Below are 24,962 nucleotides of genomic sequence, written 5' to 3' on the forward strand. Positions count from 1 at the left end.
GCTCAAAGACCGCGACCTCGGCCGCGTTCCCGCTGCCGGAACAACAGAAGAATGAACCATCAACCCACCGGCCAGGGGGTCAGGATTCGGATTCCGGAAAGTGGTCATGATTCGCGTTCCGTTGACAGTCGGGTCTTGGTCGCGGCGGGGTTGCTCGCCGCGGTCAAGGCTGAGCGGGGGAAGCCCGCGGCCAAGCAACGGTTCCTCGAGTTGATCGAGTCGGGTTGGTCGACGGCGCAGGCGGCTGCCGAGGTCGGCGTGAATGTGCGCACTGCGCGAGATTGGCGTGACGGGGTGCGGAAAACTGCGCAGGGCGGGCGGATTCGCGCCGATGGCACCGTGGTGGAATATCGCGTCGGGAAGCACCATGCAGGTCCGGTGCCCGAGATCAGCAACGATGCGCCCATGGTGTTCAATGACCGGTTTCTGTCTCTGCCTGATCGATTGGCGATCGCCGACGGACTGACCGTTGGGCAGTCGGTCACCGAGATCGCTAGCCGAATCGGCAAGCACAAGTCCACGGTCTCGCGGGAAGTCCGGGCTCATCGCGTCGAAGGCCTCTATCTGCCTCATCAAGCCCATCAACGGGCCTGGATCGCTCGTGCGCGCCCCAAACAGTCCAAACTGGCGAGCAACCACGCTTTGCGAAAGGCCGTGGAAGCCACGGTTGGTCAACAAGCACTCTCCTGAACAGATCTCTCGCCGGCTGCGCAAGGATTTCCCCGACGACGAGAGCATTCAGCTCCCAGTAGTTCGCCTCCAACGCCAACCGACGCTTCGCTCCACGCCTACCAGCCACTCGCACACCCGTCTACTACCAGGAGTGTTGCGACAAGCTGTTGAACCCAAGCGGAAGAAAAGGGTCACGTTCGGGCCGGAGTTGACAGAACTCGTCAAGCAAGCGCGAGCCGACGGATGGTCGTCGGTGACAGGGGCCGTGCACAACATCCCGGATTGTGTGCGCGGCGAGCACCAGCCGCCACCGAGCCATAGCAGCGATCCGGGCGCACAGGAAACTGATGTGCGTGACGCTGACCGTCGACAGGCGCGCGAGTAAGCAGCGGTTGTGATTTCGCGGCACATAGCAGGTACGACGACCGTGCACATAGATGGCCCAGTGCACGCATCGGGTGCACTGGGCCATCTATGTGCACGCGTTGTGCACCCTGGGTACGCACGCCGTGCACACCGCCCCTTCTGCCCTCTATGAAATGAACGGCGGCCACCTGCCTTACCTCTCGAGTGCACACCGGTCCCGACCACTGGCGTGCACGCCGCGCACACTGCGGATTGGCGCTGGATAACAGGTGTAATCCGCCGCTGTCGCTCGACCTAGCCCCTGGTGGAACTAGTTTCAGACCGATCAGGGTCAACATTCTGGCCCGATCACGACCCAGGTCCGGCCTCCGCGCCCACCATTCCACCTCCATGTCGCCGCGATCGCTCTGGAGCTGGACACTCAGCGATACGGTCGTATCTCAGCTCGATCGCACGGAAGTCGACTACCGGATGTGCTGAGTTGCAGCAGGTCTCAGCTGCTGCGGCACGTCGTGCTCGATGCGCATGATGATGTTTGTGTGCCGACGCATGATGGATCGATGTCGTGCACGAACCGTGTGTCGGTGCCGAGCACCGCCGCCCACCTGGACCCGCAGATGCAGTTGCAGGCGTGGGACGATTCGACCGCGGTCACCTTCGACGGCGAACTCTGGGCCGAGCTGACCTCAGGGCTCATCCCCACGCGTGCGGGGAGCACATGGACATGCGCCGGACATCCGTCCGGGACGTGGGCTCATCCCCACGCGTGCGGGGAGCACGTCCAGTGCTGAGGGCCCGAGTAGAACTCTCGCAGGCTCATCCCACGCGTGCGGGGAGCACACTTCCTGAACAGGGCTTTGTCTGCACGCCGGCGCCACCAACCAGTGGGACCGCATTCTGGCCACCCCAACACCTGAACGCGCCAATCAGCCGCCGCCTCAGATCGGCGACTTCGACGCCGATGGCCGCGCACGAACCGCTGACTACCAGCAGCAGATCGATGAACTACAGGCCGAACAGCAGCGACGAGCCACACTCTCCTCCACCCAGCAAGCAGACGAACAGCGACTGCATCAACATTCAATTCCTCATGAGGACAGTGCAGTCGAGTTCATCGAGGATTCGATCACACGTCAGCCGGACACCGACGTAGGCCTGTGATTGGGCCTCATCCCCACGCGTGCGGGTAGCACTCGACCGGCGGCAGCAACTCGGGCGGGCTGTCGGGCTCATCCCCACGCGTGCGGGGAGCACTACTGCTTCGGCGGGTCACGCCAGCTCACGATGGGCTCATCCCCACGCGTGCGGGGAGCACTTCATCCTCGATCACCTTGAATATTTCCGGCGGGGCTCATCCCCCACGCGTGCGGGGAGCACTCGACCTTCAACCAGTGCTGCGGGTTGTCCGGGGGCTCATCCCCACGCGTGCGGGGAGCACTTGAACCGGCACATCACCGTGCGATGTCACACGGGCTCATCCCCACGCGTGCGGGGAGCACATGTCATCCTCCACGCTGAGGTCGACGGAGTTGGGCTCATCCCCACGCGTGCGGGGAGCACGCGAACACGCATGGCGTCGTCGACGGTGACGAGGGCTCATCCCCACGCGTGCGGGGAGCACAAGCCGGGGGTGGGCAAGACGACCTCGGCGTCGGGCTCATCCGGGGTTCCGGTAGTAATCGCGCGGAAAACAACGACAATGGCGTGACCTGCGGTTATATCCCCGTAATGGCTCGGGCTGCGGATGGGCTCGGTTGGTGCTTGGCTGGCTGCCGATGAGGTTGGTTGGTTGGTCGGTTGTGCTGGAGGTCGGGTTTCGTGGCGACGCGGGTGTTTGCGGACGAGGAGTTGGCGCGGCTGCGGGAGTTTCCCGATATCAGCCGTGAGGAGTTGTTCCGGTTCTTCACGCTCACCCCGGCTGATGTCGCGTTCCTCACGCCTGGGCGGGGGCGTGGCCCGGCGGAGCGGCTTGGTCTGTCGGTGGCGCTGTGTTCGTTGCCGTGGCTGGGGTTCGTGCCGGATCGGGTGGCTGATGCGCCGCCGGTGGCGGTGGCTCGGTTGGCGGATCAGTTGGATGTTGATGCGTCGATGATTCGTTCGTACGGCAAGCGGGCGCAGACGCGCACCGAGCATCTGCGGTTGGCGGCGCAGTATCTGGGGTGGCGGCCGGCGAGCGCGATGGAGCTGAAGGAGCTGGACGAGTTCCTGTTGGCGCGGGCGATGGAGCACGATTCGCCGACGCTGTTGTTCCGGCTGGGGTGTGAGTATCTGCTGTCGGGCAAGGTGATCCGGCCCAGCCCGGACACCGTTGTCCGCCGGGTCGTGCATGCCCGCGAGCAGGCGCAGCGCGAGACCTACGACCGGATTTCACATGAGCTGACTCCGCAGCGCTGCGCGGAGTTGGACGCTCTGCTGGTCGCTGATGTGTCGATCGGGATGTCGCGGCTGCGGTGGTTGTCGACCGGTCCGGTGGAGGCGTCGGCGGCCGCGGTGCGTAACGAGGTGGAGAAGCTGGGATTCCTGCGGGGCCTGGGCGCGGACACCCTGGACATGTCGGTGCTTCCAGCCGAGCGACGCCGGTTCCTGGCGACGCTGGGGCGGCGGCTGACCGTGCAGGCTCTGGAACGCCGTGACCCGGAGCGGCGGTATCCGATCCTGCTGACGGTGGTGGCTCAGTCGGCCGTCGATGTGCTCGATGAGGTGGTGGCGCTGTTCGATCAGGCGCTGTCGGCGAAGTTCAGTGCCGCCGAGAACCGGATGAAAGACGAACTCGCCGAGCGCGGCAAGACCGGAGAGGACCGGCAAGCGCTGTTGGATGATCTGCTGGCCATCGTCACCGATCTGCAGATCCCCGACGAGGACATCGGCGGGTTGATCCGAGGTCAGGGCATCGGGTGGGAGCGGCTGCGTGCCGCGATCGCCCAAGCCCGGCCGCGGCTGCCGCGCGATCACGGGCACCTGGCTGCCCTGGATGCGTCGTATACGTATCTGCGGCGGTTCACTCCGGCGGTGCTGTCGGCGGTGCGGTTCGCCGGCGGCACTTCGGCGACCGAACTGCTGATCGCGGTGGACATGCTGCGCGAGCTGAACGCGACCGGTCGCCGGAAGGTGTTCGACGACGCCCCGACAGGGTTCGTGCCAACCAAGTGGCGCGGATATTTGGATGAGGCCCGCAAGTCCGGCAATGCCGTTGCCTACCGCCACTTTTGGGAGCTGTGTGTGCTGGTCGGCCTGCGGGACGGGCTACGCACCGGGGACGTGTTCGTGCCTGGATCGCGCCGCTACGCCGACCCGGCCGCCTATCTGCTCACCCGCGAACAGTGGGAATCTCAGCGTGCTGAATTCTGCCGCCTGATCGACAAACCGGCTGATCCGGCTCGCGCGCTGGCCACGCTCACCGACGAGTGGCATGAGGCGGTCGGAGAACTGGAGAAGGTACTCGCCGATGGTGACGGGCCGGTGCGCCTGGATGAGGCCGGTGATCTGGTGATCTCGCCGCTATCGGCGGAGGACATCCCGACCGAGGCGATCACGCTCAAGGCCGAACTGACGGAGATGCTGCCGTTCGCACCGATCGTGTCGCTGCTGATCGAGCTGGACAAACGCACCGGCTACCTGGACTGCTTCACCCACGCCGGTGGCAAGCAAGCCCGCAGCCCGGAGTTGAAACGGAACCTGATCGCGGTCCTTTTGGCCTACTCCACCAACCTCGGCCTGACGAATATGGCCGAAGCGTCCGGTATCTCCTACGACATCCTGGCCTGGACGGCGGAGTGGTATGTGCGGGAGGAGACGCTGCGGGCGGCGAATCTGGCGATCATCGGCTACCACCAGCGGCTACCCCTGACCAGCGCTTTCGGTTCGGGCATGCTGTCGTCGTCGGACGGGCAACGGTTCCCTACGCGCGGCAAGTCCACGACCGCTCGCGTGGCCAATCAATGGTTCGCCGACGAGGGGCTGTCGACCTACACCCATGTCACCGATCAGCACACCACCTACGGCACCAAGGTGATCGTCACCACCCGCCGCGAAGCCCACTACGTGCTGGACGAAATCCTGGGCAACGCCACGGATCTGCCGATCACCGAACACGCCACCGACACTCATGGTGTGACGCTGGTGAACTTCGCGTTGTTCGATCTGCTCGGCATGCAGCTCTCACCCCGCATCCGGGACCTGGGGCGGATCACTCTCTACCGGCCGGGCCCGCGCGCCGAGGCCGAGGCCCGGTTCCCCTGCGCGGGGCCGCTTTTGACCCGCAAGCTGAATCTGGATCTGATCGCTGAGCACTACGACGACCTGCTGCGGCTGGCCGGGTCGTTGAAGTTCGGGCACGCGACCGCGTCGCTGCTGGTGGGCAAGCTGTCCGCGTCGACCCGTCAGAACGCTCTGGCCGCGGCGTTGAAGGAGTACGGGGCAATGCGACGGACAATCTACGCGGCCCGGTACCTGTCGGATCCGGACTATCGGCGCAAGATCTCCCGCCAACTCAACAAGGGCGAGTCGATCCACGCGCTCAAACGCGATCTCATCTACGCCCACGAGGGAGCGTTCCGGGCGCGTCACCTGGAAGCCCAGACCGAACAGGCGTGGTGCCTGACTCTGGCCACCAACGCGGTGATCGCGTGGACCACGGAGTACTACGGGCTCGCGGTCGAGCAGATGCGGCGATCGGGGCGCCGAATCGACAGCGAGGTGCTCGCCCACATCTCCCCGGCGCACAGCGAGAACATCAACTTCTTCGGCGCCATCGAAGTCGATATCGACGCCGAACTCGCCGCACTCGGCCCAACCGGATACCGGCCGCTACGGGTCCGCGACACGCTGTTCTGACCTCGCTCACCTGCGGCTGCCAGTCCCTCGTGGACACCTGGGTGAGGGCCTGTTCGGTGGGCTTTCGGCAGCGCGGTGGAGAGGTCTTAGTGTCGTTGCTTGTGACTGAACTTTCCTCGCACGTTCGTGTGACAGCAGATGCCTACGATGCCGTTGCCGTTCTCTATGCCGAACTTTTCCTCGATGCGCTCGACGGCGCTCCGCTGGATCGCGCGATACTCGCCGCGTTCGCCGAGCTGGTGCGGGCGACCGGTCCAGGCACGGTCGCCGAGCTCGGCTGTGGCCCTGGATATGTGACCGCGCACCTGGCAGAGCTGGGGCTGGACGTTTTCGGCGTCGACCTGTCACCAGTGATGATCGATATCGCCCGCGAAACATACCCCCGGCTGCGGTTCGAGGTCGGTTCCATGGACGCCCTGGACATGGCCGACGGAACGCTACAAGGAATCGTGTCCTGGTACTCGGTCATCCACACTCCACCACAGGACATGCCTTCGTACTTCGCCGAGTTCCGTCGGGTTCTCGCGCCCGGCGGCCACCTCCTGCTCGGCTTCTTCGAGTCGGAGAACGACCCGGTGACGGAGTTCGACCACAAAGTGACAGCAGCCTACCGATGGCCGATCGACGACCTCGCGGCGCTGGCCGGCGAAGCTGGATTCATCGAAGTCGGCCGGATGCTGCGCGAGCCGCGCGAGGGGGAACGGTTCCGTCAGGGACGTCTGCTGATGCGCCAAGGCACGCAAGTCGGGTGATCGCCCGCCGATAAAAGGCTGTCGAACTGGCGCGCGAGACATTTGCGCGCGCCTGATTGCGCTGAGCCGGTGTGGGTCGAAAACGAACGTTTCCGACCCACACCAACCCTCACCCGCAGCGACCAACGATGTGAATGTTCGAAGTCATGCTCACCGCTGAACTGCGGTTTCGGTGTGTCAGTGAATGGGGCTTCGATCATCGGCGTGTCTTGAACTCGTGTGCATTACCGTGCTTTTCGCTTGTACTCGTGTTCACGGCGGTGTGGATCGGATTCCGGGATGGCCGATGATTCGGTGGCGGAGCGTGGTGTGCTCACTGCGGACGGGACTCGTTGGCAGCTGGCGGTGCGTCGGGCGGAGGTGATCGGCCGTCTCGCTGTGCTGGACCGGGTGAGTGTCGTGGCGGCCGATCAGGCTGCCGCCGAGTTGGGCGTGACGCGGCGGCGGGTGTACACGCTGGTGCAGCGTTGCCGGGCCGGGGATGGTCTGGTCTCGGATCTATTGCCGGGCAAGTCGAGTGGTGGCCGGGGTGGTGAGCGGTTGCCTGCCGAGGTGGAGACGATCGTTCGGACGGTGTTGCGGACACGGTATCTGACCAGGCAGCGGCGCACGGTGGCGTCGGTGTGCCGCGAGATAGACCGAGAGTGCAAGGCTCGGGGATTGCGGCCCCCGTCGCGGGCCGCGGTGGTGCGGCGTATCACCAAGCTCGATCCGGTGAAGGTTACGACCGCGAGGGAAGGCCGGGACGCCGCGCGGGTGCGGCAGTCGGCCGGCGGGGTACCGCCACCGGTGGCCGGGTTGTTGGAGCGGGTGCAGATAGACCACACCCCAGCGGATGTGATCGTGGTCGACGAACACCACCGGCGACCGATCGGCCGACCATACGTCACGGCCGCGGTCGATGAGGCCACCCGCTGCGTGCCCGGGTTCGTGGTCACCCTGGAAGCGCCCTCGGCGACCTCGGTCGGGCTGTGCTTGGCGCACATGACCATTGATAAACGCGCCTGGCTGGAACGGCTGGATGTGCAGGCGGTGTGGCCGATGAGCGGCAAACCCCTTGAGTTGTATGTGGACAACGCCTCGGAGTTCAAGAGCGAAGCGTTGCGGCGCGGCTGCGAGCAGCACGGCATCCGCATCGACTACCGGCTGCCGGGACAACCGCATTTCGGCGGTGTAGTGGAACGGCTGATCGGCACCATGATGGGGATGCTGCACGAACTTCCGGGCACGACGTTCTCCAATCCGCGTGAGCGCGGGGACTACGACAGCACCGCGAAAGCCGTTCTGACACTGCGGGAATTGCATCGCTGGCTCGCGCTGGCGGTGGCCTGCTATCACGGTGAACCACACAACGGTTTGGGCGGGCGGACTCCGGCGGGGGTGTGGACCGAACGGGTCGGGGAGTCGGGGCCGCCGAAGACGGTGACCAACGAGACGGCGTTCCTGGTCGATTTCCTGCCGGTGATCCGGCGGTCGTTGACCCGCACCGGTTTTCAGGTCGATCACGTGCAGTACTACTGCGATGCGCTCAAGCCGTGGATCGCGCGCCGGGAACGCCTGGACCGGTTCGTGCTGCGCCGCGACCCCCGCGATATCTCCCGGATCTGGGCACTTGATCCCACGTCCGGCGAATATCTCGAGGTGCCGTACCGGACGTGGTCACGCCCGGCGATCAGCGTGTGGGAGCACACCGCGGCCGTGGCCCGGTTGCGGGAACGGGGCCGCGCCGAGGTCGACGAGAACGCACTGTTCGCGATGGTCGATCAGATGCGCCGGATCACCGACGACGCCGCCGCGGCCAGCCGCAAGGCCCGCCGCACCGTCGAACGCCGTCGAGCGAACACGCCCCGCACCCACACCACGGCCGCGGTCGCGGTACCTGCGCCGCCCAGCTGCGAACCCGGTCAGGCCACTGCGGCGCCGTTCGAGGTGATCGAGCAGTGGTGATCGGTGAACCGGTTGATCTGTCACATCTGCATCCGTCCGCGCAGCGGATCGCGATGCTCCCGGCCGCCGAGCGGGTGCGGTATGTGCGGGCAGACCGGTGGATCGGCTACACCCGCGCCACCGAAGCCCTCAACCAGCTGGAAACGCTGCTGGGGATGCCGGACAAGCAGCGGATGCCGAACCTGCTGCTGATCGGGCCGACCAACAACGGCAAGTCGATGATCATCGAGAAGTTCCGCCGCACCCATCCCGTCGTCTCGCACCTCGACCGGGAGGAAATCCCGGTCCTGGCGGTGCAGATGCCTTCCGAGCCCGCGGTGGGCCGCTTCTACCTCGCGCTGCTCGCCGCGTTGGGGGCACCGCTGCGGCGCGCACCCCGGATCGGTGAACTCGAACAGCTCGTGCTGCGACTGTTGAAGGCGACCGGTGTGCGCACGCTGGTGATCGATGAGCTGCACAACATCCTCGGCGGCCGGGGCGACACCCGCCGCGAGTTCCTGAACCTGCTGCGGTTCCTCGGCAACGAGCTGCGGATCCCGCTGGTCGGGGTCGGCACCCGCGACGCCTACCTGGCAATCCGGTCGGACTCCCAGCTGGAGAACCGGTTCGCGCCGTTCACGTTGCCGCGCTGGGAGCCAGGCCAGCAGGCGTGCGCGCTGTTGGCCAGCTTCGCCGCCTCGTTCCCGCTACGGCGACCTTCGCCGATCGCGACCGAGGACATGGCGGCCTACCTGCTCACCCGTAGCGAGGGCACCATCGGCGAACTCACCGCGCTGCTCACCGACGCGGCGATCGCGGCGATCGAATCCGGTGAGGAAGCGATCAACGAACGCACCCTGTTGCTCGCCCCGTACGAGGGGCCGACCGAGCGACGCCGGATGTTCGAACGCGAACTCGCGTGAGGTCGTCGCCGCGCCGTTGGCCGCTGCACCCGACCCCGGGTGAACTGGAGTCGATGTCGTCGTGGCTGGTGCGGATCGCCCGCCTCTACGGGGCGCGCGTTGCCGACCTGCTCGGCCCGAATCTCGGTGCGATCGCCCAGCATTCCCATGTTCTCGACGAGGATCCACCGCCGGAGATCTTCACCGTGCTGTCCGAGCGGACCGGGGTCGGTGTGGCGCAGCTGCGCGCGATGACACTGTCCGGGTGGGTGCCGTGGCTGTTCGACGCCTATCCCGCCACCCAACGCGACGCCGATGAGATGTTCTACACCTACGTCCGGCAGGACTCGGTGCTGCTCGCTCTGGGCGAGGCCACCCAATTCCAGGTCGCCCGCCACCGCCACTGGCGGGGCCCGTGGATCCCGGCGGAACCGACCACCCGGACCTGCCCGCTGTGCGCGGCCGAGTTCGACCCGCGGCGGGCACTGTACTGGGATCTGCCGCTCACCATCGGTTGCCTCGAACATCGGTGCCGCCTCGAAACCGGCGGGCAGATCCTGGCCGCCGTCATGAAAGACGAACAACCCCAACCGGTTCCAATCACCGGACCACTGGCGGTGTTGGAGGGCTACACCCACCAAGCGCTGATCGGCGGGCAAGTGGAACTGCCGGGCCGCACCGTGCACGCCGGGATATGGTTCCGGCTGCTGCGCTGCCTACTCGACGAACTCAGCCTCGCGCTCACCACACTGCGCCCGCTGCACGCCCGCCACACCCTCGAACAGATCTGGGCCGCCGCTGGGGAGCGCGAGCGTGCCGGGATCACCGTCTGGGCGCCATATGAGAACCTGCCCTGGAACATCCAGGAAAAGCTGCTCAACGCTGCCGCGGTCGCGATCGCACTGGCCGTGCAACGGCGCATCATCCCGCGTGGCAGCCTCGGCCCGGTGCTGACCGAACCAGCGCACGCCCCGGTCTACGACGGTGACGCCCCTCGCCCGCCGCAGCGCCGACAAGATCGGCTCCACCGGTCCGAGAACGCGCCGGACCTCATGACAGGGGTCAACGCCTGGATCAACGCCTGGATCAACGCGGCCCGCAGCGACCCCGAACCTGCCCGCGGCATGCTGCGTACGCTCACCGCGCTCGACCCCCACACCGATATCGCCGAACGGCGCCGGTTCCTCATCAGCGAAATCGGCATCCCGCCCGAATTCCTCACCCCACCGAACACTCCGACGAACCCAGGACGGCGGCCGCGCCCGCCCTACACCCGCCCCGTGATGCGAACGATCCTGGAAACCGAGGGATTCGACCGCGACGACGTAACCCGGGAAATCACCCTCTTCATCGGCGAACTGCGGCTGCTACACGGCATCACCGACACCCGCCGCTACCGGTTCAGCGGCGACGACCTCGAACAGTTACGTGCCCGGCTCAGCCTGTGACCGCCGGGACGGCTTCGGCCCGCAGGTAGCTGTAGACGGTTTCGCGGCTGATGCCGAATTCCTTGGCCAGCAGCGATTTCCTCTCACCGGCGGCGGCGCGGGCTCGCAGCTGGTCGGCCTGTTCGCTGGTGAGTGCGGGTTTGCGGCCGGTATAGGCGCCGCGGGTCTTTGCGGCGGCGATGCCCTCGCGCTGGCGTTCCAGGATCAGCGCCCGCTCGAACTCGGCGAAGGCACCCATCACCGACAGCAGCAGCGTCGCCATCGGCGAGTCCTCCCCGGTGAAGGTCAGCGACTCTTTGACGAACTCGACCCGCACCCCCTTGCCGGTCAGCAACCTGACGAGGTGGCGCAGATCGTCGAGGTTGCGGGCGAGCCGGTCCATCGAGTGCACGATCACCGTGTCGCCGTCGCGGACGAACGCGATCAGCTCGTCGAGTTTCGGCCGCGCGGTGTCCTTCCCCGACGCCTTGTCGACGAACGACCGTTCAACCTCGATCCCGTCGAGCTGCCGCACGGTGTTCTGATCGACCGTGCTGACCCTGATATAGCCGACCCGCATCGCTGCCGCCCTTCCGAACCCCCGAAATGTCAGGATGAACTCTAAGATCCCAACAGACACACGTCAAGAAATTTGGCAACCGACCCTATTCTGACGCTGTTCGCGCCGGTCGAGCGTGTGGTGCTGGGGTGTACCCCAGACGGACACTCACTGCTCTCGACCTCGCACCGCGGCGAGGCTGGCGCGTACCCGTTCGGTAAGCGGGTGAGCCGCATCCAGCACCCCCTCGCAATCGGTGAGCGTCTGCTCGTGCAGGTCGATCGCCTCGGCGAGCCGGCCCGCCGACCGGTAGGCGCAAGCGAGGTTGTGGTGGGTGTTCAGGGTAGAGGGGAGCGGCTGTACAAGTGGAACCTACGCATCGCTGGCGCTTGGTGCCGAAGCTGATGTTCTCGCTGTGCGCGAGACGTGGGCCAGCACGTCGTCATCATTGCGGCGTCCTTCGCGGCGCATCTGCTCGACCGCGAGCCCGTAATAAGCACGCCCGGGACTTCGGCACCGTCAACTTGTGGGCCAAACCCGCGGGAACAGCTCACTGTCGACTGGGCCGCCCGGCGTCAGGCGAGGGACCCGGATGTGGCCGGTCTGTTCCTTGTTGTTGAACATGCTGGCGGGGCCGGGGTTCCAGGTCACCCGATCACCGGTGTAGATGGTCGTGAGGGCGCGGCGGAACAGGCTCGTATGATTTCCGCCTGACCCGTGCACCACGCGGGGGTCGTGCAGCAGCACATCCCCGGGCGTGGATTCGCCAACGAGCCAGTCGTAGTCGTCGTAGTCGCGTTCGAAATCCGGTTGATATTCGGATACCGTTTTGTATCCACGAGGGTGGTAGATGATTCCCCAACGATGCGACCCCTTGAGATAGTGCACAGCGCCGCTGTCCTGGGTCACGGGATCCAGTGGTGTCCAGATGCGAAGTATCTGGCTGCCTTTCAACGGAAGATACGGCGCGTCCTGATGGTATGGGGCCGTTGCCGTCGCGTGCGGCTCCTTGGCGAAGATCTGGTCGTAGAAGAAGTTGAGACTTCGAGCCTGCGGCATCACCTGGCAAGCCAAATCGACGAGCGGGCCGTGCAGCGCCCAGTCTTTGAAGACATCGTCGAGCAGCCAGGGAAACGATTGTCCGAAGAACCGCGGTTCGCTGGCTGGCGAATATGTTTGCGACGACGAATCCGACCGCTCCATCAATCGAATCACCCCGGCTCGGATGTAGTCGATCCATTCTAGTGGAATAATGCCGCGCACCACGGCGGCACCGTCCCGTTTGAACACTTCCCGTTCGTCGTCGGTTATCGGACGAATGAGTCCGACGTCGGGGCGTGGTGCGTCGATCGAGAAATCTGGTGACGTCATTCTTCGAGGTCGTCGCCGGAACTCCGGTTTTCGAGCGAAAGCCGGGACAGCCATTTGGCTTTCGCCTGATCACTGCTCCGCCATGCTTTTGCCTGTTCCGCCAGCCACTCGAAATTGTCCGCGAAACAGGCGGTGTCGCAGACCCTGCCTTTCTGGCGTTCCCCGTCGACCAGCGGCCCGAGGTACCGCCAGTACCACTCGATCGGCCAACGCTCGTACACCAGACCACCGTTTAGGACATTGTTGCGCACCAGAACGCCGACTGTTTCGAAGAAGGACGCGACCGACGTCCATCCGTCGTAACCATCCGATATTCGCGGATGGCGCGCGCTTAGCGCAGCATAGTCGACCCGGGACGGGTCGATGTCTTCCTTGAAATTGTCGAGGTACCAGAGAAACCCTTTTCGAATCGGGCCTGTTTGATACATTGCGTATAATTGCACAAGCAGTTGTGCGTCCTCGAAGGTCGGCCTGTCGAAACCTGTAGTTTCTGCGGTCATTTACGCCCTCTCATTGGCTGATCCGACGAATTTTGATATCCCGGTTGCCGGGCCAATTTCGTAAACGGTTCGGCACGGCGACAGGCTTTTGCGAGCTGGTCAATTTCGACGCCATCGAACGGTGTGGAGTCTGCCAATCGTACCCCAAGAGTGGAAGTAGGCAGAGGACTTCGGGCATCCGTGTAGTCGACTTCGAACATCGACAATGAAGCAGATCTAGGTAAGGGCGTGGATGCCCTGGGGGTCAATGATCTCGGGTGATCACGTATTCAGGCATGGACATCAGAAAAATACGATCGTCCGATTCCGACGTACCATCGAGGGCCGCATCGATTTCGCTTCGTGCCGCGCCCGCGAGCTCGCGGGCGCACCGCTCGGCATGAGTAAGACTGCCAGCCTTGAGCATGCTCTCCAGCACCCATCGCACCTGCCGATCCGTGCGCTGATCACGGCGCAGCCCCAGAAACGTGCGTAGACGCGTCGCGTCGGGTTCGTCGAGAGTTTGCAGCAGATGGATCACCATGAGGGTTCGCTTTCCCTCCCACAGGTCCCCGAGGATTTCCTTGCCGTAGACGTCGTAGTCGCCGGTCAGGTTGAGCAGGTCGTCCCGAATCTGAAACGCGGCGCCGAGATACCACGCGAACCGGTCGAGGTTGCTGCCGTAAGGCGTTGGTCGTCCGGCGATCAACGCCCCCATTCGGCACGGGTAGATACACGTGTACCAGCTGGTCTTCTTCAGACACATACGGTAGTAGTCCTCGTCGCTGAGATCGCAAACGTTGTCGCGGATCCACCCGAGTTCGAGGGCTTGTCCCTCCAAAGAATGGCGGATCATGGATTGGGTCTCGGTGGCTATCTCCCACGCCAGGCGGCTGCCGAGAACCTCACGATTTGCCATGATGCGCTGCAGCCCAAGCAGGTTTGTTGCCGCGCCGACATTCAGGGCAATCGCGACACCATGCAGGGTGTGCAGAGTAGGCAAGCCACGGCGCTGATCGCTGTTGTCCTGAATGTCGTCATGGATCAGGAAGGCGTTATGAAACAGTTCGGCAGCGACGGCGGAGTTGAGAGCCCGGCGAATGTCACCCCCGAAAGCTCCGCAGGTCGCAAGGCACAGCGCGGGGCGTAGGCTCTTCGCGCTCCGCCCGGGATAGTCGGCGAGCAAAGCATAGAGATACGCGGGGTCTTGTCGGGGCAAGTCTCGCAGGAGGGTCTCTCGCGACAACGTGGCGTAGCGTGCGAGTGACTCTTCAACGACTGCGCGGCACTCGTTCACTTATGTCCGGTGTCCTGATCCTCGCCTGTCCCGGGGGCGGGTGTAGTCGAGTTGACTCGCTGACTGAGGTTCTCGGCACTCTTGGCGAGAAAGTTGATCAGGGACGGTGCCCTGTCCACCAAATCCATGAAGGCGTCGAAGGCATCTTGGGCGTCACGGGAAAACCGGTGCGCGAGATCCTTGTTCCCGTCAGCACTCTGATCGGCGAGACGATCCGAGAACGCAGTAATGGTTTGGTGAGCGGTCTCCCGAAAGCGGCCGGTAACTGCCGTGAAGTCTTCGTCACGGACCCGATGGTCGTCGAAGAGTTGTCGTTGAAGGGTGCGTGCTCCGGCCAGGCTGGAAGATAGTTCGCGCTCAAAGACATCCGCCGCACCGCGGACGGCGTTGGCGACATCTGAACTTAGTTCATGTATTCGTCGATCGTCAGCCTCGTCGGAGGAGTCGTGTTTCCCGGCGGTCTTGGTCATCTTGGCCACGCCCCTGGGGTCGTTGGTGGTCCAACCGTTCCATCAATGCTAGACCGACCGCGGGCCAGCTCATGGACCTACGGTGAGCGTGTTGTTCGCAGTCGTCTGCGCGCTACACCACAGGTTTCGCGGCAGTCATGATCAGCGTGAGCGCCAGCGTTCTCGCCCTGCTATCAGCCTCGGCTGCCGCAGTCTGCTCAGCCCTGGGCTGCCCTCGCCGAGCCCAGGTGCGATCCGGTTCGAGTTCCAGCTAGCGGGCGACTCCCCCCGGTGCTGAGACCGCTCAGGCCAGGCCCTGAGCGGCGCGGTGTCGAGTTCGTGCAGGCTTACCGAGCTGGATGACCGCAGTGTAGGTGGCGCAGCGCCCACACCTGCGGCGGCAGGCGCATGCCGCCCTACAGATCAGCTTGGGTGCAGATGACTTCGGACATGCGTGCAGACGACTTCGAACATCGACAAACGAATCTGCAGGTCAGCGAAACCCGTTAGCGGGTCATAACTCGTGTGCGGAATCTACGGGACGAAAACCCGGCATGTCACCCCTTTATGGGACAGTTCCGGGCATGGCACGGTTCGGATACGCGCGGGTCTCCACACGTGGGCAGAAAGACGACTCCCAGACTGACGCCCTCACCGCCGCCGGGTGCGAACGGATCTGGGTGGACAAGGCCTCCGGCAAACTCGCCCGCCGCCCGGAATGGGACAAATGCTTCGAGCACCTACGCCGCGGCGACGAACTGGTCATCACCCGGCTCTCCCGGCCGTTCCGGTCGCTGCGGCACATGACCGAACTCGCCGCCGCGCTCGACGAACGCGGCATCGACCTCATCGTGCTCAAACAAGGCATCGACACCACCACCCCCGCCGGACGATTCCTGTTCCACGTCATCGCCGCCATGGACGAGATGACCGCCGACCTCATCAGCGAAGGCACCCTCGAAGGCCTGGAATCCGCACGAGCCCGCGGCCGGATCGGTGGCCGGCCACCCGCCCTGACCGCACTGCAGGCGCTCAAGGCTCGCGAGATGTACGACGAACTCGACCACCACGGCAAACGCAAATACACCGTCTCCCAGATCGCCGACACCTTCAGCGTCTCCCGCAAAACCATCTACCGCCACCTCACCACAACCTGAACCCCGCACCCGCCCTCAACCAGCAACTACGGCAAATCCGCCCGATCTTCCGCGAAAGCCAGTCGACGACCCCTGCAAGTTGGCGTCCCTAGACGAGAACGGCGCGGCGGAACCGAAGTGTGGTTCTGAACACAGCCAACTCACCGAAATAACCGCTGGTCAAGCCATTGTCGTTGTTTTCCGCGCGATTACTACCGGAACCCCCATCCCCACGCGTGCGGGGAGCACAGCAGGCGCGGTCAGGTACCGGGAAATCCGGTGGGCTCATCCCCACGCGTGCGGGGAGCACCTGAGTCCCACCCGGCCCGCGCGAGTCATACCGGGCTCATCCCCACGCGGCGGGGAGCACGTCACGATCTTCATTTCTGTTGCCCCCTTCGGGGCTCATCCCCACGCGTGCGGGGAGCACCATGTCGGACGCGTGGGTCTCGGTCGCGGTAGGGGCTCATCCCCACGCGTGCGGGGAGCACGCATGGTTTTTCCTTTCCTGATGAACGGGTGGGGGCTCATCCCCACGCGTGCGGGGAGCACACTTCCTGAACAGTGCTTTGTCTGATTGATCGCGCCTTTTTCATTCACTTTCTGGCGAGTGACCAAGGGGTCGACTGTGTACCTCCATCACCGGTTAGGCGCGAGTGTCAGCAAGCCGCAGCCATAGCCCTTGGCACGTCCGATGCCATGAGTCAGGGCTGAGCGGAGCCGCGCGGGGTCGGAGACAATCAGAACCCCTTCAAACGTGGCCGTCGACAGCGACACGCTGGCGGCGCCCCGACGAAACTGCAAGCTTTGACGACCGACAATCCTGACATCGTCCTCCACGAGATCAACTGGGCCACACGGGGCGAGCTCGAATCCGTTATCAGATGCTTTACGACGCAGCCAGTCCAGCTGCTCGTCAGCTTTCAATCCGCCGACAGCCCCGCGCTTTCTCGTTGACGCACCGGTCGGATTCATGGTGCGCCGGACGGGGTTTGCGGTCAGGCGGAAGTGCCAGCGTTGCCCGGTGACGAGGGTGTCGAGTAGTTCGCCGTATTTGCGGGTCGCCCATGCCGTGGTGGTCGGCCAGCCCGTTTGCTCGACGATATGGGTGAAGTCCGGTTCGGCGGGGCTGACGACGTAGAGGTGCATAGCGTTGTCGTGCTGGTCGATCCGCCACAGGACGCGGCCCTGGTTGTCGGGTTGTTCCAGTGTGCCGGGCGGGAAGGAACTCAGGACGGCTGCGTGGATCACCTGTGGTGAGGTGAGGAACTTACGGGTGCCGCGGCGGGCTGGGTTGAGGGGGACACGAGATAAATACATCAGGCACCTCCGAACGCGGCCAACGGATCATGGTTAGCGGCCTTACCCTGAGGGTTCAGTACCTGTGCGTGTTCGTTGAGGACTGTGCGCCAGCCGTATTCGCGGCGGACGGGATCGAAGCTCAACGGGACGTCTCGGACCTGCTCTTCGAGCACGTCGGGCATTTCGTCGGGCAGGCGGTCGCGGTAGATCGGCAGGCGAAGGAGCGCGGGTTGTCGTCGCTTGAACCATTCGGAGGCTTGCCAATTGCTGGTGTCGAGCAGAACATCCCGCAGGGAACCTTCGCGCAGATCGCCGAGCACGAGGGGTTCGGCTACCGGGCACGAGCGGCGGCCCAGATACAGCGGGAACTTGGGGCGTAGCAGTGCGTCTCGGATGCCTTCGAGCAGGCTCGGTTCACCTTGGATGCCCGCGATGAAGACGGCATCAGCGATGTAATACCGCTGGGACAGTGGGTATTTGGTGCGCTCATCGAGGCTCACCGCCACCTGGAAGTCACGAACCATCGTGCCCTGCTGATCGATACGAACACCAAAAGCCAACCCGACGAGTTCTTCTTCGATCGGATCGGTGCGGCGCCGCCCCTGCGCGGCAGCGATCAGCCCGAGAACCCCGCTCTTGGAGGGGTACTGCTGTGTGTCGCGCCGCGCGAATCTACTCGCCACACCCCACGATTGCAGTGGCGCAGCGAGTTTCAACAGCAGAACGCTCACGACTTCTCACCGAGCACGGCTTGTACGCGGGCAGCGACTGCGCCGATGGTGTCCCGGAACGGTGTCGGTTCGGCGAGTTCGGCGAGTTCGTTGATCCCGTCGCCGGCCGCGATGACGAAAGTCTGGGTGGATCCGTTTCCGTAGGCGTCTTCGATGGCCGTGTAGCGGGCGACCAGAGCCTTTGCCGCGGCGATCGCGCGCGCAGAACCCGCGGCGTTGACTGGCTCTTCGAACGCTGTCACCAGGTTCACCGGTTGATCGGTGCGCATGCTGATCAGCACCGCGTCGGGCAGGGTGCGGTTGGCGAAAGTGTTCTGCTTGCCGCTGGGCATGCTCTTGACGAAGGCGGTCAGAAAGGATTCGACCGCGGCGACGGTGGCGGTGTCCTCGCCCAGGTTTTCACGCAGCATTGCCACATTAACGGTGGCGTAGCGGTACAGAGTCGAGGAGTTGAACTCGACCAGGCCGATCATGCCCGCGCCCGCGTTGTCCTGGGGTGCGCGGTCGTCAACGGCGGTGAAGTAGTCGAACTCGTTGTTCACCGTGTGCACGCTGATCGCGTGTGCGACTTGTGCGGCGGCATCAATATTCAGATCTGTCGCATCGGCGACCATCCGGCCGAACAAAGCGACATCGATGCTGTTGGCGCCCTGTGCCGCCGCGCGCGCTGCCGCCTTGTCGATCGCGGACTCGGTGCGGGTCGACTCGATAGCCAGCGTCGCCAGCCGCTCGATTTGCGAGGCACTCAGGAACAGCAAGTACTTCGACTGCTCCGATTCCTCGGCCGCGGGCTCGCGCTTCTTGGCACGAGTGGGCTTCTCCAGCTCGATCCCCGCGGCCTTCAACGCCTGCCCGGCCAGCGCCTCGGGCTCGGTGACATCTGGTGCGAGATCTGTGATGCGTTGCGCGATCAACTCGACCACTCGTTTGGTTCGCACGCCAAGGGTCGCCGGATCCAGGAGTTCGCGGAACATCTGGCGAGTAGCGCGTTTCCATGATTGGCTCGACACCCGCGCACGCGGAACACCGCCGTAGACAGCGGATTTCGGGCTGCCGGTGTCGTCACGGTTGATATTGCTGGGCGGCACTGTCTGCAAGATGTGCACGTCTACGAACAGTCGGGTCACTGGTCTTCGCCTTTCGGGGTTTTGTGCTGCTTGCCGTTGGAATCTGTGGTCACCGGTGGTTTTTGGTGGTAGTCGCGGCCCCATTCCAGCAACACATTGGCGGCATAGGTGTGATCGTCGAGTCGGCGCAGGTCGCGTGCGAGTTTGGCGTAGTCGAGTGGGACCGAGTGCGCGCGAAACTGATTGATGAGTGCCCGTAGATAGGTCAGTCGGGCGTCATGTTGGGTTGCGGTTCCTAGTGCATGAAACCGGCGTCGGACGGCCTCGGCAGAGTTGGTTCGTTCGCCGAGTGTCCATACCGCCTTGCCGAAGGTCCTGCCCCGCAGGTGCATCGGTTCAGAGCGTGACTGCTGGTGCCAGGCGTGCAAGGTGATTGCGTCGTGGGCCGCCGCCTCCCACGAAGTCGGTGCACCATCGCGTTCGGCACGTGAGTAATCGCTGCGATCGATGAGCGCCTCAGGCAGGTCCCCCAAGGTCCACTCCCAGATGTCTGGGCGGCTGCCTGGCACGGCCCCGACACCGCGCCGCAGGCGGGCCATCGCAGCGACTGCTCCCGCTTCATCGCGAAGGTAGCGGGCCTGGAGTTCGACGACACGGCTACCAACGAACTTTTCCAGTTCAATATCTCTGTCCCGGTAGGTATTCACGCTGCGGACCCTCCTTCGTCGGCACTACGGGGATATGCGGCGGGAAGGAGTTCCTCCAACCGTCGACGGAACCAACGCGCAGCTTGACTGGAATCGATGTAATGACCACGTGCCTCGCGGCCGACCCACGCAGGTAGACCTGCCGAGGCGATCAGATCAGCTCCGAGCGGCTCGATCACGCTGCGAACAAGCCGCGCCCAGCCGGCGTCGTATTCGTCGTAATCTGGCGCGCCCGCGGGCTTCAATGCCGCGAGCCATCGTCGGTAGGGTTCGTCGAGAGCGAAGTAACCGCGTTCCTTCGCTCTGCCCCGCGCCCCGTCGGACTCTCCGCCGGCCGCGGTCGCGAGGTTCCCCGCCAAGGTCGCCAAGGCATACACCGCATTGTCGGCGACCTGCACCGCATTGACTGCGAGGGTGCGTAATTCCGGGTCGGCTGAGAGCAACGCGACCCGGAATCCGATCGCGTCGTCGAAGATATCGCCGACGACCGACTGGTTGTTGATGTATTGCATTCCGGTGGCGTGCAGCCGCACCGGATGTGTGGGGTCGAGTTCGTCCTCGACGACCAGATACGACAGCCACTCGATGACTCCCGGGGCGATCGCCCGACCCCCCGTTCCGGTCGGGTTCGCGACTTCACCGATCAGGGAGGCAAGCCCGCGCCACAGTGCACGTTCCGGTTCATGCGTCATGGGGTAGTGGCGGGCTTGGCCCGCCTTCTTCGTCTGCAGCTCGCTGAAACGCCACCCGGTCATCGGCTCGGAACGCTGCTGATTGAACGGTTCCAGCGCATCCCCGTTGCACAGCACGACCCCGGTCACGTGCGTGCCGTCATGCACGAGCCGAACTCGGCGGCTCTGCCAGGTGCACAGATCGACCGGGCCGGTCGGTGCCGCGCTCCCCCGCGCCGCCGCGCCGTCGGGTTCGCGCTCCCACGGCGGAAAGTCGTTGTCGGAGAAACGTTCCGCGTTCATATCGCGCAACACCAGGTTGAGCAGCAGCGTCTCCCGCAGCGTCGCACCCTCGAGGAAAACCCCACCCAAACACCCGGTCCAGGCCACACCGATCGGGTAGCCCTTCCCCTTTTTCACACGCGGGTCCCCGACCGCACCGGTCTTGATCCCGGACGGGTCGAACGCATGCACATGAACCAGCCATCGCGCCGCTTCGGCGAAGTCGATCCGGTCCACGCTCACTCCAGCACGTGTAGTGAAGTACTTCTCCCCGTTAGGAACATCGGCAATCAACTTGTCCAAGCCGCTCACCGCGTCCTTCTCCGACCGCAGGCCGGCGACCTGGAAGAAGGGTTTCTTCGGGTCGAACAGACCAAACCGATCGCCGTTATCGGTGAGATAGCGGTCTATCTCCTCGAGTGGCAGCGTCCTGTGCTTCTCGCCACTCACCGTCGTCTCGGTGCGCCACAAATCTCCCCAGATCTCCGCGGTGACACCAGTGCGGTCCTTGACGCTGCGGTGCAGGATCGCGAGCAGCAACCGCAGGATCGCCAACGACTGCGTCGGCACCTCTCCGGTCAACGCCGACAGCTCATGGGCGTATCGGAAGACCTCACGCAGCGACAACGTGCGCGGACGACCATCGCGGTCGTTAGCCCGGATCCACGGTTGCTCGAGCAAATCGAAACCTATTGACGGAGTGCTCATCTCTCGCTCTCAATTTGATTGATCAGCAGCCCGAACCGTTCGTCGTAGCGCAACCGGTAACCGGCCACGACTGCCGAGTTCTCCTCATCGAGCGCCAGGACAAGTTCTCCGGCAAGCCACGGTGATTGTTGCCAACCTGGGTAATACGTGGCTTCCAAGGCGTTGATCACTTTTTCCATACGCCCGTAGTTCGTCAACGATGCGGGCAGTCGAATGGTGCAGGCCGCCAGTGCTTTTGCGAAACCCGATTCGGGCGGTCCCTCGATCGGGATCAACCGGCCTCCATAGTCCGGCACCTCCGAGAGCGCGTACACCGCACCGCCGACCTGCCGGACCACGATCGCCTCGATGGTGTCCTCGGCGTCGCGGACCTGCGCCTGACCTCCCACACCCCTGACGTCATCCGGAACGCCGGCGGTCAGCCAGCCACACAGGGTCGACTCCTCCCCATACGGGCGGGGCAGCAGATATGTTCGTGCCCGCTCCTGCTGCTTGGTGGTAAACGTGCGCCACCTGTCCTCGGCCGTGTCCATCACGTCGGTCCATCCCCGCGGTGTCGCGAACGGCTCCGCGTACGCCTGCTCAACCAATGTCGGGACATCGTCGGGAACTGCTATCACAGCGCGGGGTTGCGTGTCGATCACGGCGGCGGCCCGCAGCAAGCGCGCGGATTCGTATACCGCTGCCGAACCCTTGTCCGGAATTGGTGCGGTACTTGACCAGTCGGCGCCACGAATGAGACAGCGCGCCGAGGTAACTCCGTCGGGGCGGTTGTCGCGGGCGTGCCGGTGAAGACGGCCGATGCGTTGCAGCATCAGGTCGATCGGGGCGAGATCGGTGATCAGCAGGTCCACATCGATATCCAGGGACTGCTCGATCACCTGCGTCCCGACGACCACGAACCCCCCGGTCGGCCGAGTCGCCTTCTCCGGCGGCCCCAGTAGTGTGCGCAACTGATTCTCCAACACGGTACGTTGCGACGCCACGAAGCGAGAATGCAGCAACAACAACTGATCCGCTGCCAAACCTTCATCATCGACAAGCGCACCGAAGACCGTCTGCGCCCGCGCGACCGTGTTGCACACGATCCCGACAACACCACCCGCCGCCACTGTCTTGCGCACCGTAGCAACCACTTCGGCGATGTCGTCGCTGATCTTTTCGATGTGAACCTCGATCGATCGGCCCGAAGCTGGCACCCCTATGGAAGTCCCCTCCAACGGCCAGACACTTATACTCGGGTAACCCTGCGGCGGCGCGACAAGGGCCTCGACCGCGCCCCCCAACCTGCCCCTCTGATACGCCTCGATCAACGAAACCCGTTGTGCCGGTGGCAGTGTAGCCGAGAGAAGTAGTACCGGAACATGGTAGGCGCCGAGCCATTCCAGACAGCGGCACAGGTAGGTCGACATGTAACTGTCAGCGGCATGCACCTCATCGATCACGACCACTTTGTTCGCCAACGCCAGGTGCCGGAGCATGACGTGGCGCGCTTTGAGCGCTCCCCGCAAGATCTGATCGATCGTGCCCACCACGATGTTCGCCAACGGGCCCTTTTTGCCGACGTACCAGGAGTGGGCGGTGACGCCGTCGTCATCACAATCGGCGCCGATCGAGGCGAACCCCTTGTGTTTGAGCTCCACGAAGCTCGGATTCAGTGCGGCCTTCCCATGGGCGAGGAACATGCTGCTCGGTGAATCGGTGAGCCGGTCGGCCCACTCACGCACTCGATCGAACATCGCGTTGGAGGTCGCCATCGTGGGCAGTGCCACGAACACCCCGCCGAATCCGAACCGGCGCGCGAGAATCTCGGCGGCCAGCAACGCCGCCTCCGTCTTACCCTCACCCATCGGCGCTTCGATGATCATCAGCCCCGGCTCGAGCACTCGCGCTGCGAGACTTACACATTCAGCCTGCAGAGGGCGAATGATCGCATGCTCGGGCAGATCGAACCGAGCCCGAAACAACCCCTCGTCGGGCACTGTCACCGAAGGGGTCCACGGGCCCGCGAGCCCCAGCTCATCCCATGCCACACCAGCCGCGGTGTCGGAGAGACGCGCGCTATCGAGGGGAAACAAGTCCTGGTTACTCGCGATCCAATCCGACACGATCACTGCCGCGGTCAACAACACCTGCACGGTCATCGATAGCGGAACATACCGCCATTCATCAAGGCGCTCCTCGGCACCGACGGAAACCGTGACATGCGTGAGCAATTCATCCCGGCACCGCGCCCACTCAGCATCAGTGCCGAGCAACACTCGCTGTCTCGGGGCATCATGTGACTCGGCCAGTGTCGGCGGTTTGCCGTGATGACTGCCCACAACGATCGAATATGTTTTCGCGACTTTCCTGCCCCACCCGCGCTCGATCAGGAACCGCTCCACCTCGACCTGGCCAGCCAACCCGTGCGGCAAAGCCTTCCGGTTTGCTGGAGCACTTCGCATGGTCAGACCCTTGTCGTGCATAACCTCCGCCAGTGACCCGACCTGACACGCGAACGCCGGAGTCAACTTCCCGATGTCATGAACACCCGCCAGCCAACGCAGCAACACTCGCCCATCCTCGACACCCCGAGGCAACTCCGCCGAGATCGCGCGTTTGGTACTGGCCGGCAACCAGCGATCCCACACATACCCTGCGACCGCTGCCGAATCCGCGAGATGCCGCACCAGCGACAAACTCCCCCCATCTCGGTCGGTCTTCGCCCACGCAGACAACGTCGAAGCTGAAAGCACAGCAAACCTTCACTGGATAGCGTGTCACATCAACAGAATCGCCCGCAGCGTACTGCTACCCACCGACAACGTCCTTGGTTCCGAAGATCCGCTGAACCTCGTCGGGTTCGAATGACGAAGCGCTGCAGTCGAAGCTATCTGCAGCGTAGACCTGTCGGAGCATGCCACCGATTGCCTACGGCCCATTGGAATCCTCCATTCCCAGGATCGTTGTGCTCGGTCATCGACACCAGTTCGCCATTGACGGAGTATGGGACGTCCGCACTCGATCGGTCACTGCAACGACCGGGATCCACAGCCCATCCCCGCGCGTGCGGGGAGCGCAGTTGCCGCCCAATCGATCCCATCTCGGCGAGGGGCTCATCCCCGCACATGCGGGGAGCGCGCCTCGATACCGATCACGTGATAGTTCGCGTTGGGCTCATCCCCGCGCGTGCGGGGAGCGCCGACGGTGGCGCAACGCCCCTGGTTTATCGCTGGGCTCATCCCCGCGCGTGCGGGGAGCACCCTTCCAAATAGGAGGTAATCATGGCGAATACGGGCTCATCCCCGCGCGTGCGGGGAGCGCATGCTACCGATCCGACACG

20 protein-coding genes and 1 CRISPR repeat array (1 of these 21 running past the window's edge) are annotated in these 24,962 nt (G+C 64.3%); of the genes, 8 read left to right on the forward strand and 12 right to left on the reverse strand.

Annotation, left to right across the window (positions count from 1 at the left end; translation table 11 throughout):
* Positions 1 to 51 precede the first annotated feature (51 nt).
* The 7 genes from ACLMAL_RS35965 to ACLMAL_RS35995 all read left to right on the forward strand — a co-directional run bounded on the left by ACLMAL_RS35965 (position 52) and on the right by ACLMAL_RS35995 (position 10,899).
* A complete protein-coding gene (locus ACLMAL_RS35965; protein ID WP_412003131.1) occupies positions 52 to 690 on the forward strand; it encodes a helix-turn-helix domain-containing protein in 639 nt (212 codons plus the stop codon).
* Positions 691 to 1,598: 908 nt separating this feature from the next.
* Positions 1,599 to 1,829, forward strand: coding sequence for a hypothetical protein (locus tag ACLMAL_RS35970; protein WP_412003132.1), 231 nt, complete (start codon positions 1,599 to 1,601; stop codon positions 1,827 to 1,829).
* A gap of 1,027 nt (positions 1,830 to 2,856) precedes the next feature.
* On the forward strand, positions 2,857 to 5,871 hold the full coding sequence (locus ACLMAL_RS35975; RefSeq protein ID WP_412003133.1) for a Tn3 family transposase: 3,015 nt from the start codon (positions 2,857 to 2,859) through the stop codon (positions 5,869 to 5,871).
* A gap of 101 nt (positions 5,872 to 5,972) precedes the next feature.
* Positions 5,973 to 6,623 carry a class I SAM-dependent methyltransferase gene (locus ACLMAL_RS35980; RefSeq protein ID WP_412003134.1) on the forward strand — a complete coding sequence of 217 codons (651 nt, stop codon included), beginning with the start codon at positions 5,973 to 5,975 and terminating at the stop codon, positions 6,621 to 6,623.
* Positions 6,624 to 6,902: 279 nt separating this feature from the next.
* Positions 6,903 to 8,570 carry a Mu transposase C-terminal domain-containing protein gene (locus ACLMAL_RS35985; protein ID WP_412003135.1) on the forward strand — a complete coding sequence of 556 codons (1,668 nt, stop codon included), beginning with the start codon at positions 6,903 to 6,905 and terminating at the stop codon, positions 8,568 to 8,570.
* Between the two features lie 53 nt (positions 8,571 to 8,623).
* Positions 8,624 to 9,472 carry a TniB family NTP-binding protein gene (locus ACLMAL_RS35990; RefSeq protein ID WP_412003162.1) on the forward strand — a complete coding sequence of 283 codons (849 nt, stop codon included), beginning with the start codon at positions 8,624 to 8,626 and terminating at the stop codon, positions 9,470 to 9,472.
* Positions 9,469 to 10,899, forward strand: coding sequence for a TniQ family protein (locus ACLMAL_RS35995; RefSeq protein WP_412003136.1), 1,431 nt, complete (start codon positions 9,469 to 9,471; stop codon positions 10,897 to 10,899). Before ACLMAL_RS35990 ends, ACLMAL_RS35995 begins: the two co-directional genes overlap by 4 nt.
* On the opposite strand, the gene ACLMAL_RS36000 is transcribed toward ACLMAL_RS35995, so the two are convergent.
* The 6 genes from ACLMAL_RS36000 to ACLMAL_RS36025 form a co-directional block, all read right to left on the reverse strand.
* Entirely contained in the window at positions 10,889 to 11,458 is a 570-nt protein-coding gene (locus ACLMAL_RS36000; RefSeq protein ID WP_412003137.1) for a recombinase family protein, read from the reverse strand. The genes ACLMAL_RS35995 and ACLMAL_RS36000 overlap by 11 nt on opposite strands.
* Positions 11,459 to 11,605: 147 nt before the next feature.
* Positions 11,606 to 11,779, reverse strand: coding sequence for a tetratricopeptide repeat protein (locus ACLMAL_RS36005; RefSeq protein WP_412003163.1), 174 nt, complete (start codon positions 11,777 to 11,779; stop codon positions 11,606 to 11,608).
* A 177-nt stretch (positions 11,780 to 11,956) separates the two neighbouring features.
* Positions 11,957 to 12,862, reverse strand: coding sequence for a phytanoyl-CoA dioxygenase family protein (locus ACLMAL_RS36010; RefSeq protein ID WP_412003138.1), 906 nt, complete (start codon positions 12,860 to 12,862; stop codon positions 11,957 to 11,959).
* Positions 12,805 to 13,308: a hypothetical protein gene (locus ACLMAL_RS36015; protein ID WP_412003139.1), complete on the reverse strand. Its 504-nt coding sequence runs from the start codon at positions 13,306 to 13,308 to the stop codon at positions 12,805 to 12,807. The genes ACLMAL_RS36010 and ACLMAL_RS36015 overlap by 58 nt, the downstream gene beginning before the upstream one ends.
* 244 nt (positions 13,309 to 13,552) lie before the next feature.
* Complete coding sequence (locus ACLMAL_RS36020) at positions 13,553 to 14,473, reverse strand: polyprenyl synthetase family protein (RefSeq protein ID WP_412003140.1); 921 nt, start codon at positions 14,471 to 14,473, stop codon at positions 13,553 to 13,555.
* A 107-nt stretch (positions 14,474 to 14,580) separates the two neighbouring features.
* Positions 14,581 to 15,063: a hypothetical protein gene (locus ACLMAL_RS36025; RefSeq protein ID WP_412003141.1), complete on the reverse strand. Its 483-nt coding sequence runs from the start codon at positions 15,061 to 15,063 to the stop codon at positions 14,581 to 14,583.
* 554 nt (positions 15,064 to 15,617) lie between these two features.
* Between ACLMAL_RS36025 and ACLMAL_RS36030 the strand changes: the two genes are divergently transcribed.
* Positions 15,618 to 16,190, forward strand: coding sequence for a recombinase family protein (locus ACLMAL_RS36030; protein WP_412003142.1), 573 nt, complete (start codon positions 15,618 to 15,620; stop codon positions 16,188 to 16,190).
* Between the two features lie 618 nt (positions 16,191 to 16,808).
* On the opposite strand, the gene cas6e is transcribed toward ACLMAL_RS36030, so the two are convergent.
* The 6 genes from cas6e to cas3 are packed head-to-tail and all read right to left on the reverse strand — an operon-like array spanning position 16,809 to position 24,375.
* Positions 16,809 to 17,489 (reverse strand): type I-E CRISPR-associated protein Cas6/Cse3/CasE, encoded by a 681-nt coding sequence (gene cas6e / locus ACLMAL_RS36035; RefSeq protein WP_412003143.1) that lies wholly within the window; start codon positions 17,487 to 17,489, stop codon positions 16,809 to 16,811.
* A complete protein-coding gene (cas5e, locus tag ACLMAL_RS36040) occupies positions 17,489 to 18,202 on the reverse strand; it encodes a type I-E CRISPR-associated protein Cas5/CasD (RefSeq protein ID WP_412003144.1) in 714 nt (237 codons plus the stop codon). Before cas5e ends, cas6e begins: the two co-directional genes overlap by 1 nt.
* A complete protein-coding gene (gene cas7e, locus ACLMAL_RS36045; RefSeq protein WP_412003145.1) occupies positions 18,199 to 19,329 on the reverse strand; it encodes a type I-E CRISPR-associated protein Cas7/Cse4/CasC in 1,131 nt (376 codons plus the stop codon). Before cas7e ends, cas5e begins: the two co-directional genes overlap by 4 nt.
* Entirely contained in the window at positions 19,326 to 19,976 is a 651-nt protein-coding gene (gene casB, locus ACLMAL_RS36050) for a type I-E CRISPR-associated protein Cse2/CasB (RefSeq protein ID WP_412003146.1), read from the reverse strand. The genes cas7e and casB overlap by 4 nt, the downstream gene beginning before the upstream one ends.
* Positions 19,973 to 21,637 carry a type I-E CRISPR-associated protein Cse1/CasA gene (gene casA / locus ACLMAL_RS36055; RefSeq protein WP_412003147.1) on the reverse strand — a complete coding sequence of 555 codons (1,665 nt, stop codon included), beginning with the start codon at positions 21,635 to 21,637 and terminating at the stop codon, positions 19,973 to 19,975. Before casA ends, casB begins: the two co-directional genes overlap by 4 nt.
* Positions 21,634 to 24,375, reverse strand: a complete 2,742-nt coding sequence (cas3, locus tag ACLMAL_RS36060) for a CRISPR-associated helicase Cas3' (RefSeq protein ID WP_412003148.1) — start codon at positions 24,373 to 24,375, stop codon at positions 21,634 to 21,636. Before cas3 ends, casA begins: the two co-directional genes overlap by 4 nt.
* Before the next feature lie 295 nt (positions 24,376 to 24,670).
* A CRISPR array of direct repeats spans positions 24,671 to 24,962; the repeat unit is 29 nt; unit sequence GGGCTCATCCCCGCGCGTGCGGGGAGCGC (it continues 1,139 nt past the right edge of the window).

Origin of the sequence: Nocardia sp. CWNU-33 (genome assembly GCF_046764895.1) — a bacterium.
Lineage (GTDB): Bacteria > Actinomycetota > Actinomycetes > Mycobacteriales > Mycobacteriaceae > Nocardia.

Excerpts from the sequence above, each read along its gene's own strand:
- ACLMAL_RS35990 (WP_412003162.1), top strand. The coding sequence starts at position 8,624 with ATGCTCCCGGCCGCCGAGCGGGTGCGGTATGTGCGGGCAGACCGGTGG.
- ACLMAL_RS36010 (WP_412003138.1), bottom strand. The coding sequence starts at position 12,862 with ATGGCTGTCCCGGCTTTCGCTCGAAAACCGGAGTTCCGGCGACGACCT.
- ACLMAL_RS35965 (WP_412003131.1), top strand. The coding sequence starts at position 52 with ATGAACCATCAACCCACCGGCCAGGGGGTCAGGATTCGGATTCCGGAA.
- ACLMAL_RS35985 (WP_412003135.1), top strand. The coding sequence starts at position 6,903 with ATGGCCGATGATTCGGTGGCGGAGCGTGGTGTGCTCACTGCGGACGGG.
- casA (WP_412003147.1), bottom strand. The coding sequence starts at position 21,637 with ATGAGCACTCCGTCAATAGGTTTCGATTTGCTCGAGCAACCGTGGATC.
- ACLMAL_RS36000 (WP_412003137.1), bottom strand. The coding sequence starts at position 11,458 with ATGCGGGTCGGCTATATCAGGGTCAGCACGGTCGATCAGAACACCGTG.
- ACLMAL_RS36030 (WP_412003142.1), top strand. The coding sequence starts at position 15,618 with ATGGCACGGTTCGGATACGCGCGGGTCTCCACACGTGGGCAGAAAGAC.
- cas6e (WP_412003143.1), bottom strand. The coding sequence starts at position 17,489 with ATGTATTTATCTCGTGTCCCCCTCAACCCAGCCCGCCGCGGCACCCGT.
- ACLMAL_RS35970 (WP_412003132.1), top strand. The coding sequence starts at position 1,599 with ATGTCGTGCACGAACCGTGTGTCGGTGCCGAGCACCGCCGCCCACCTG.
- ACLMAL_RS36015 (WP_412003139.1), bottom strand. The coding sequence starts at position 13,308 with ATGACCGCAGAAACTACAGGTTTCGACAGGCCGACCTTCGAGGACGCA.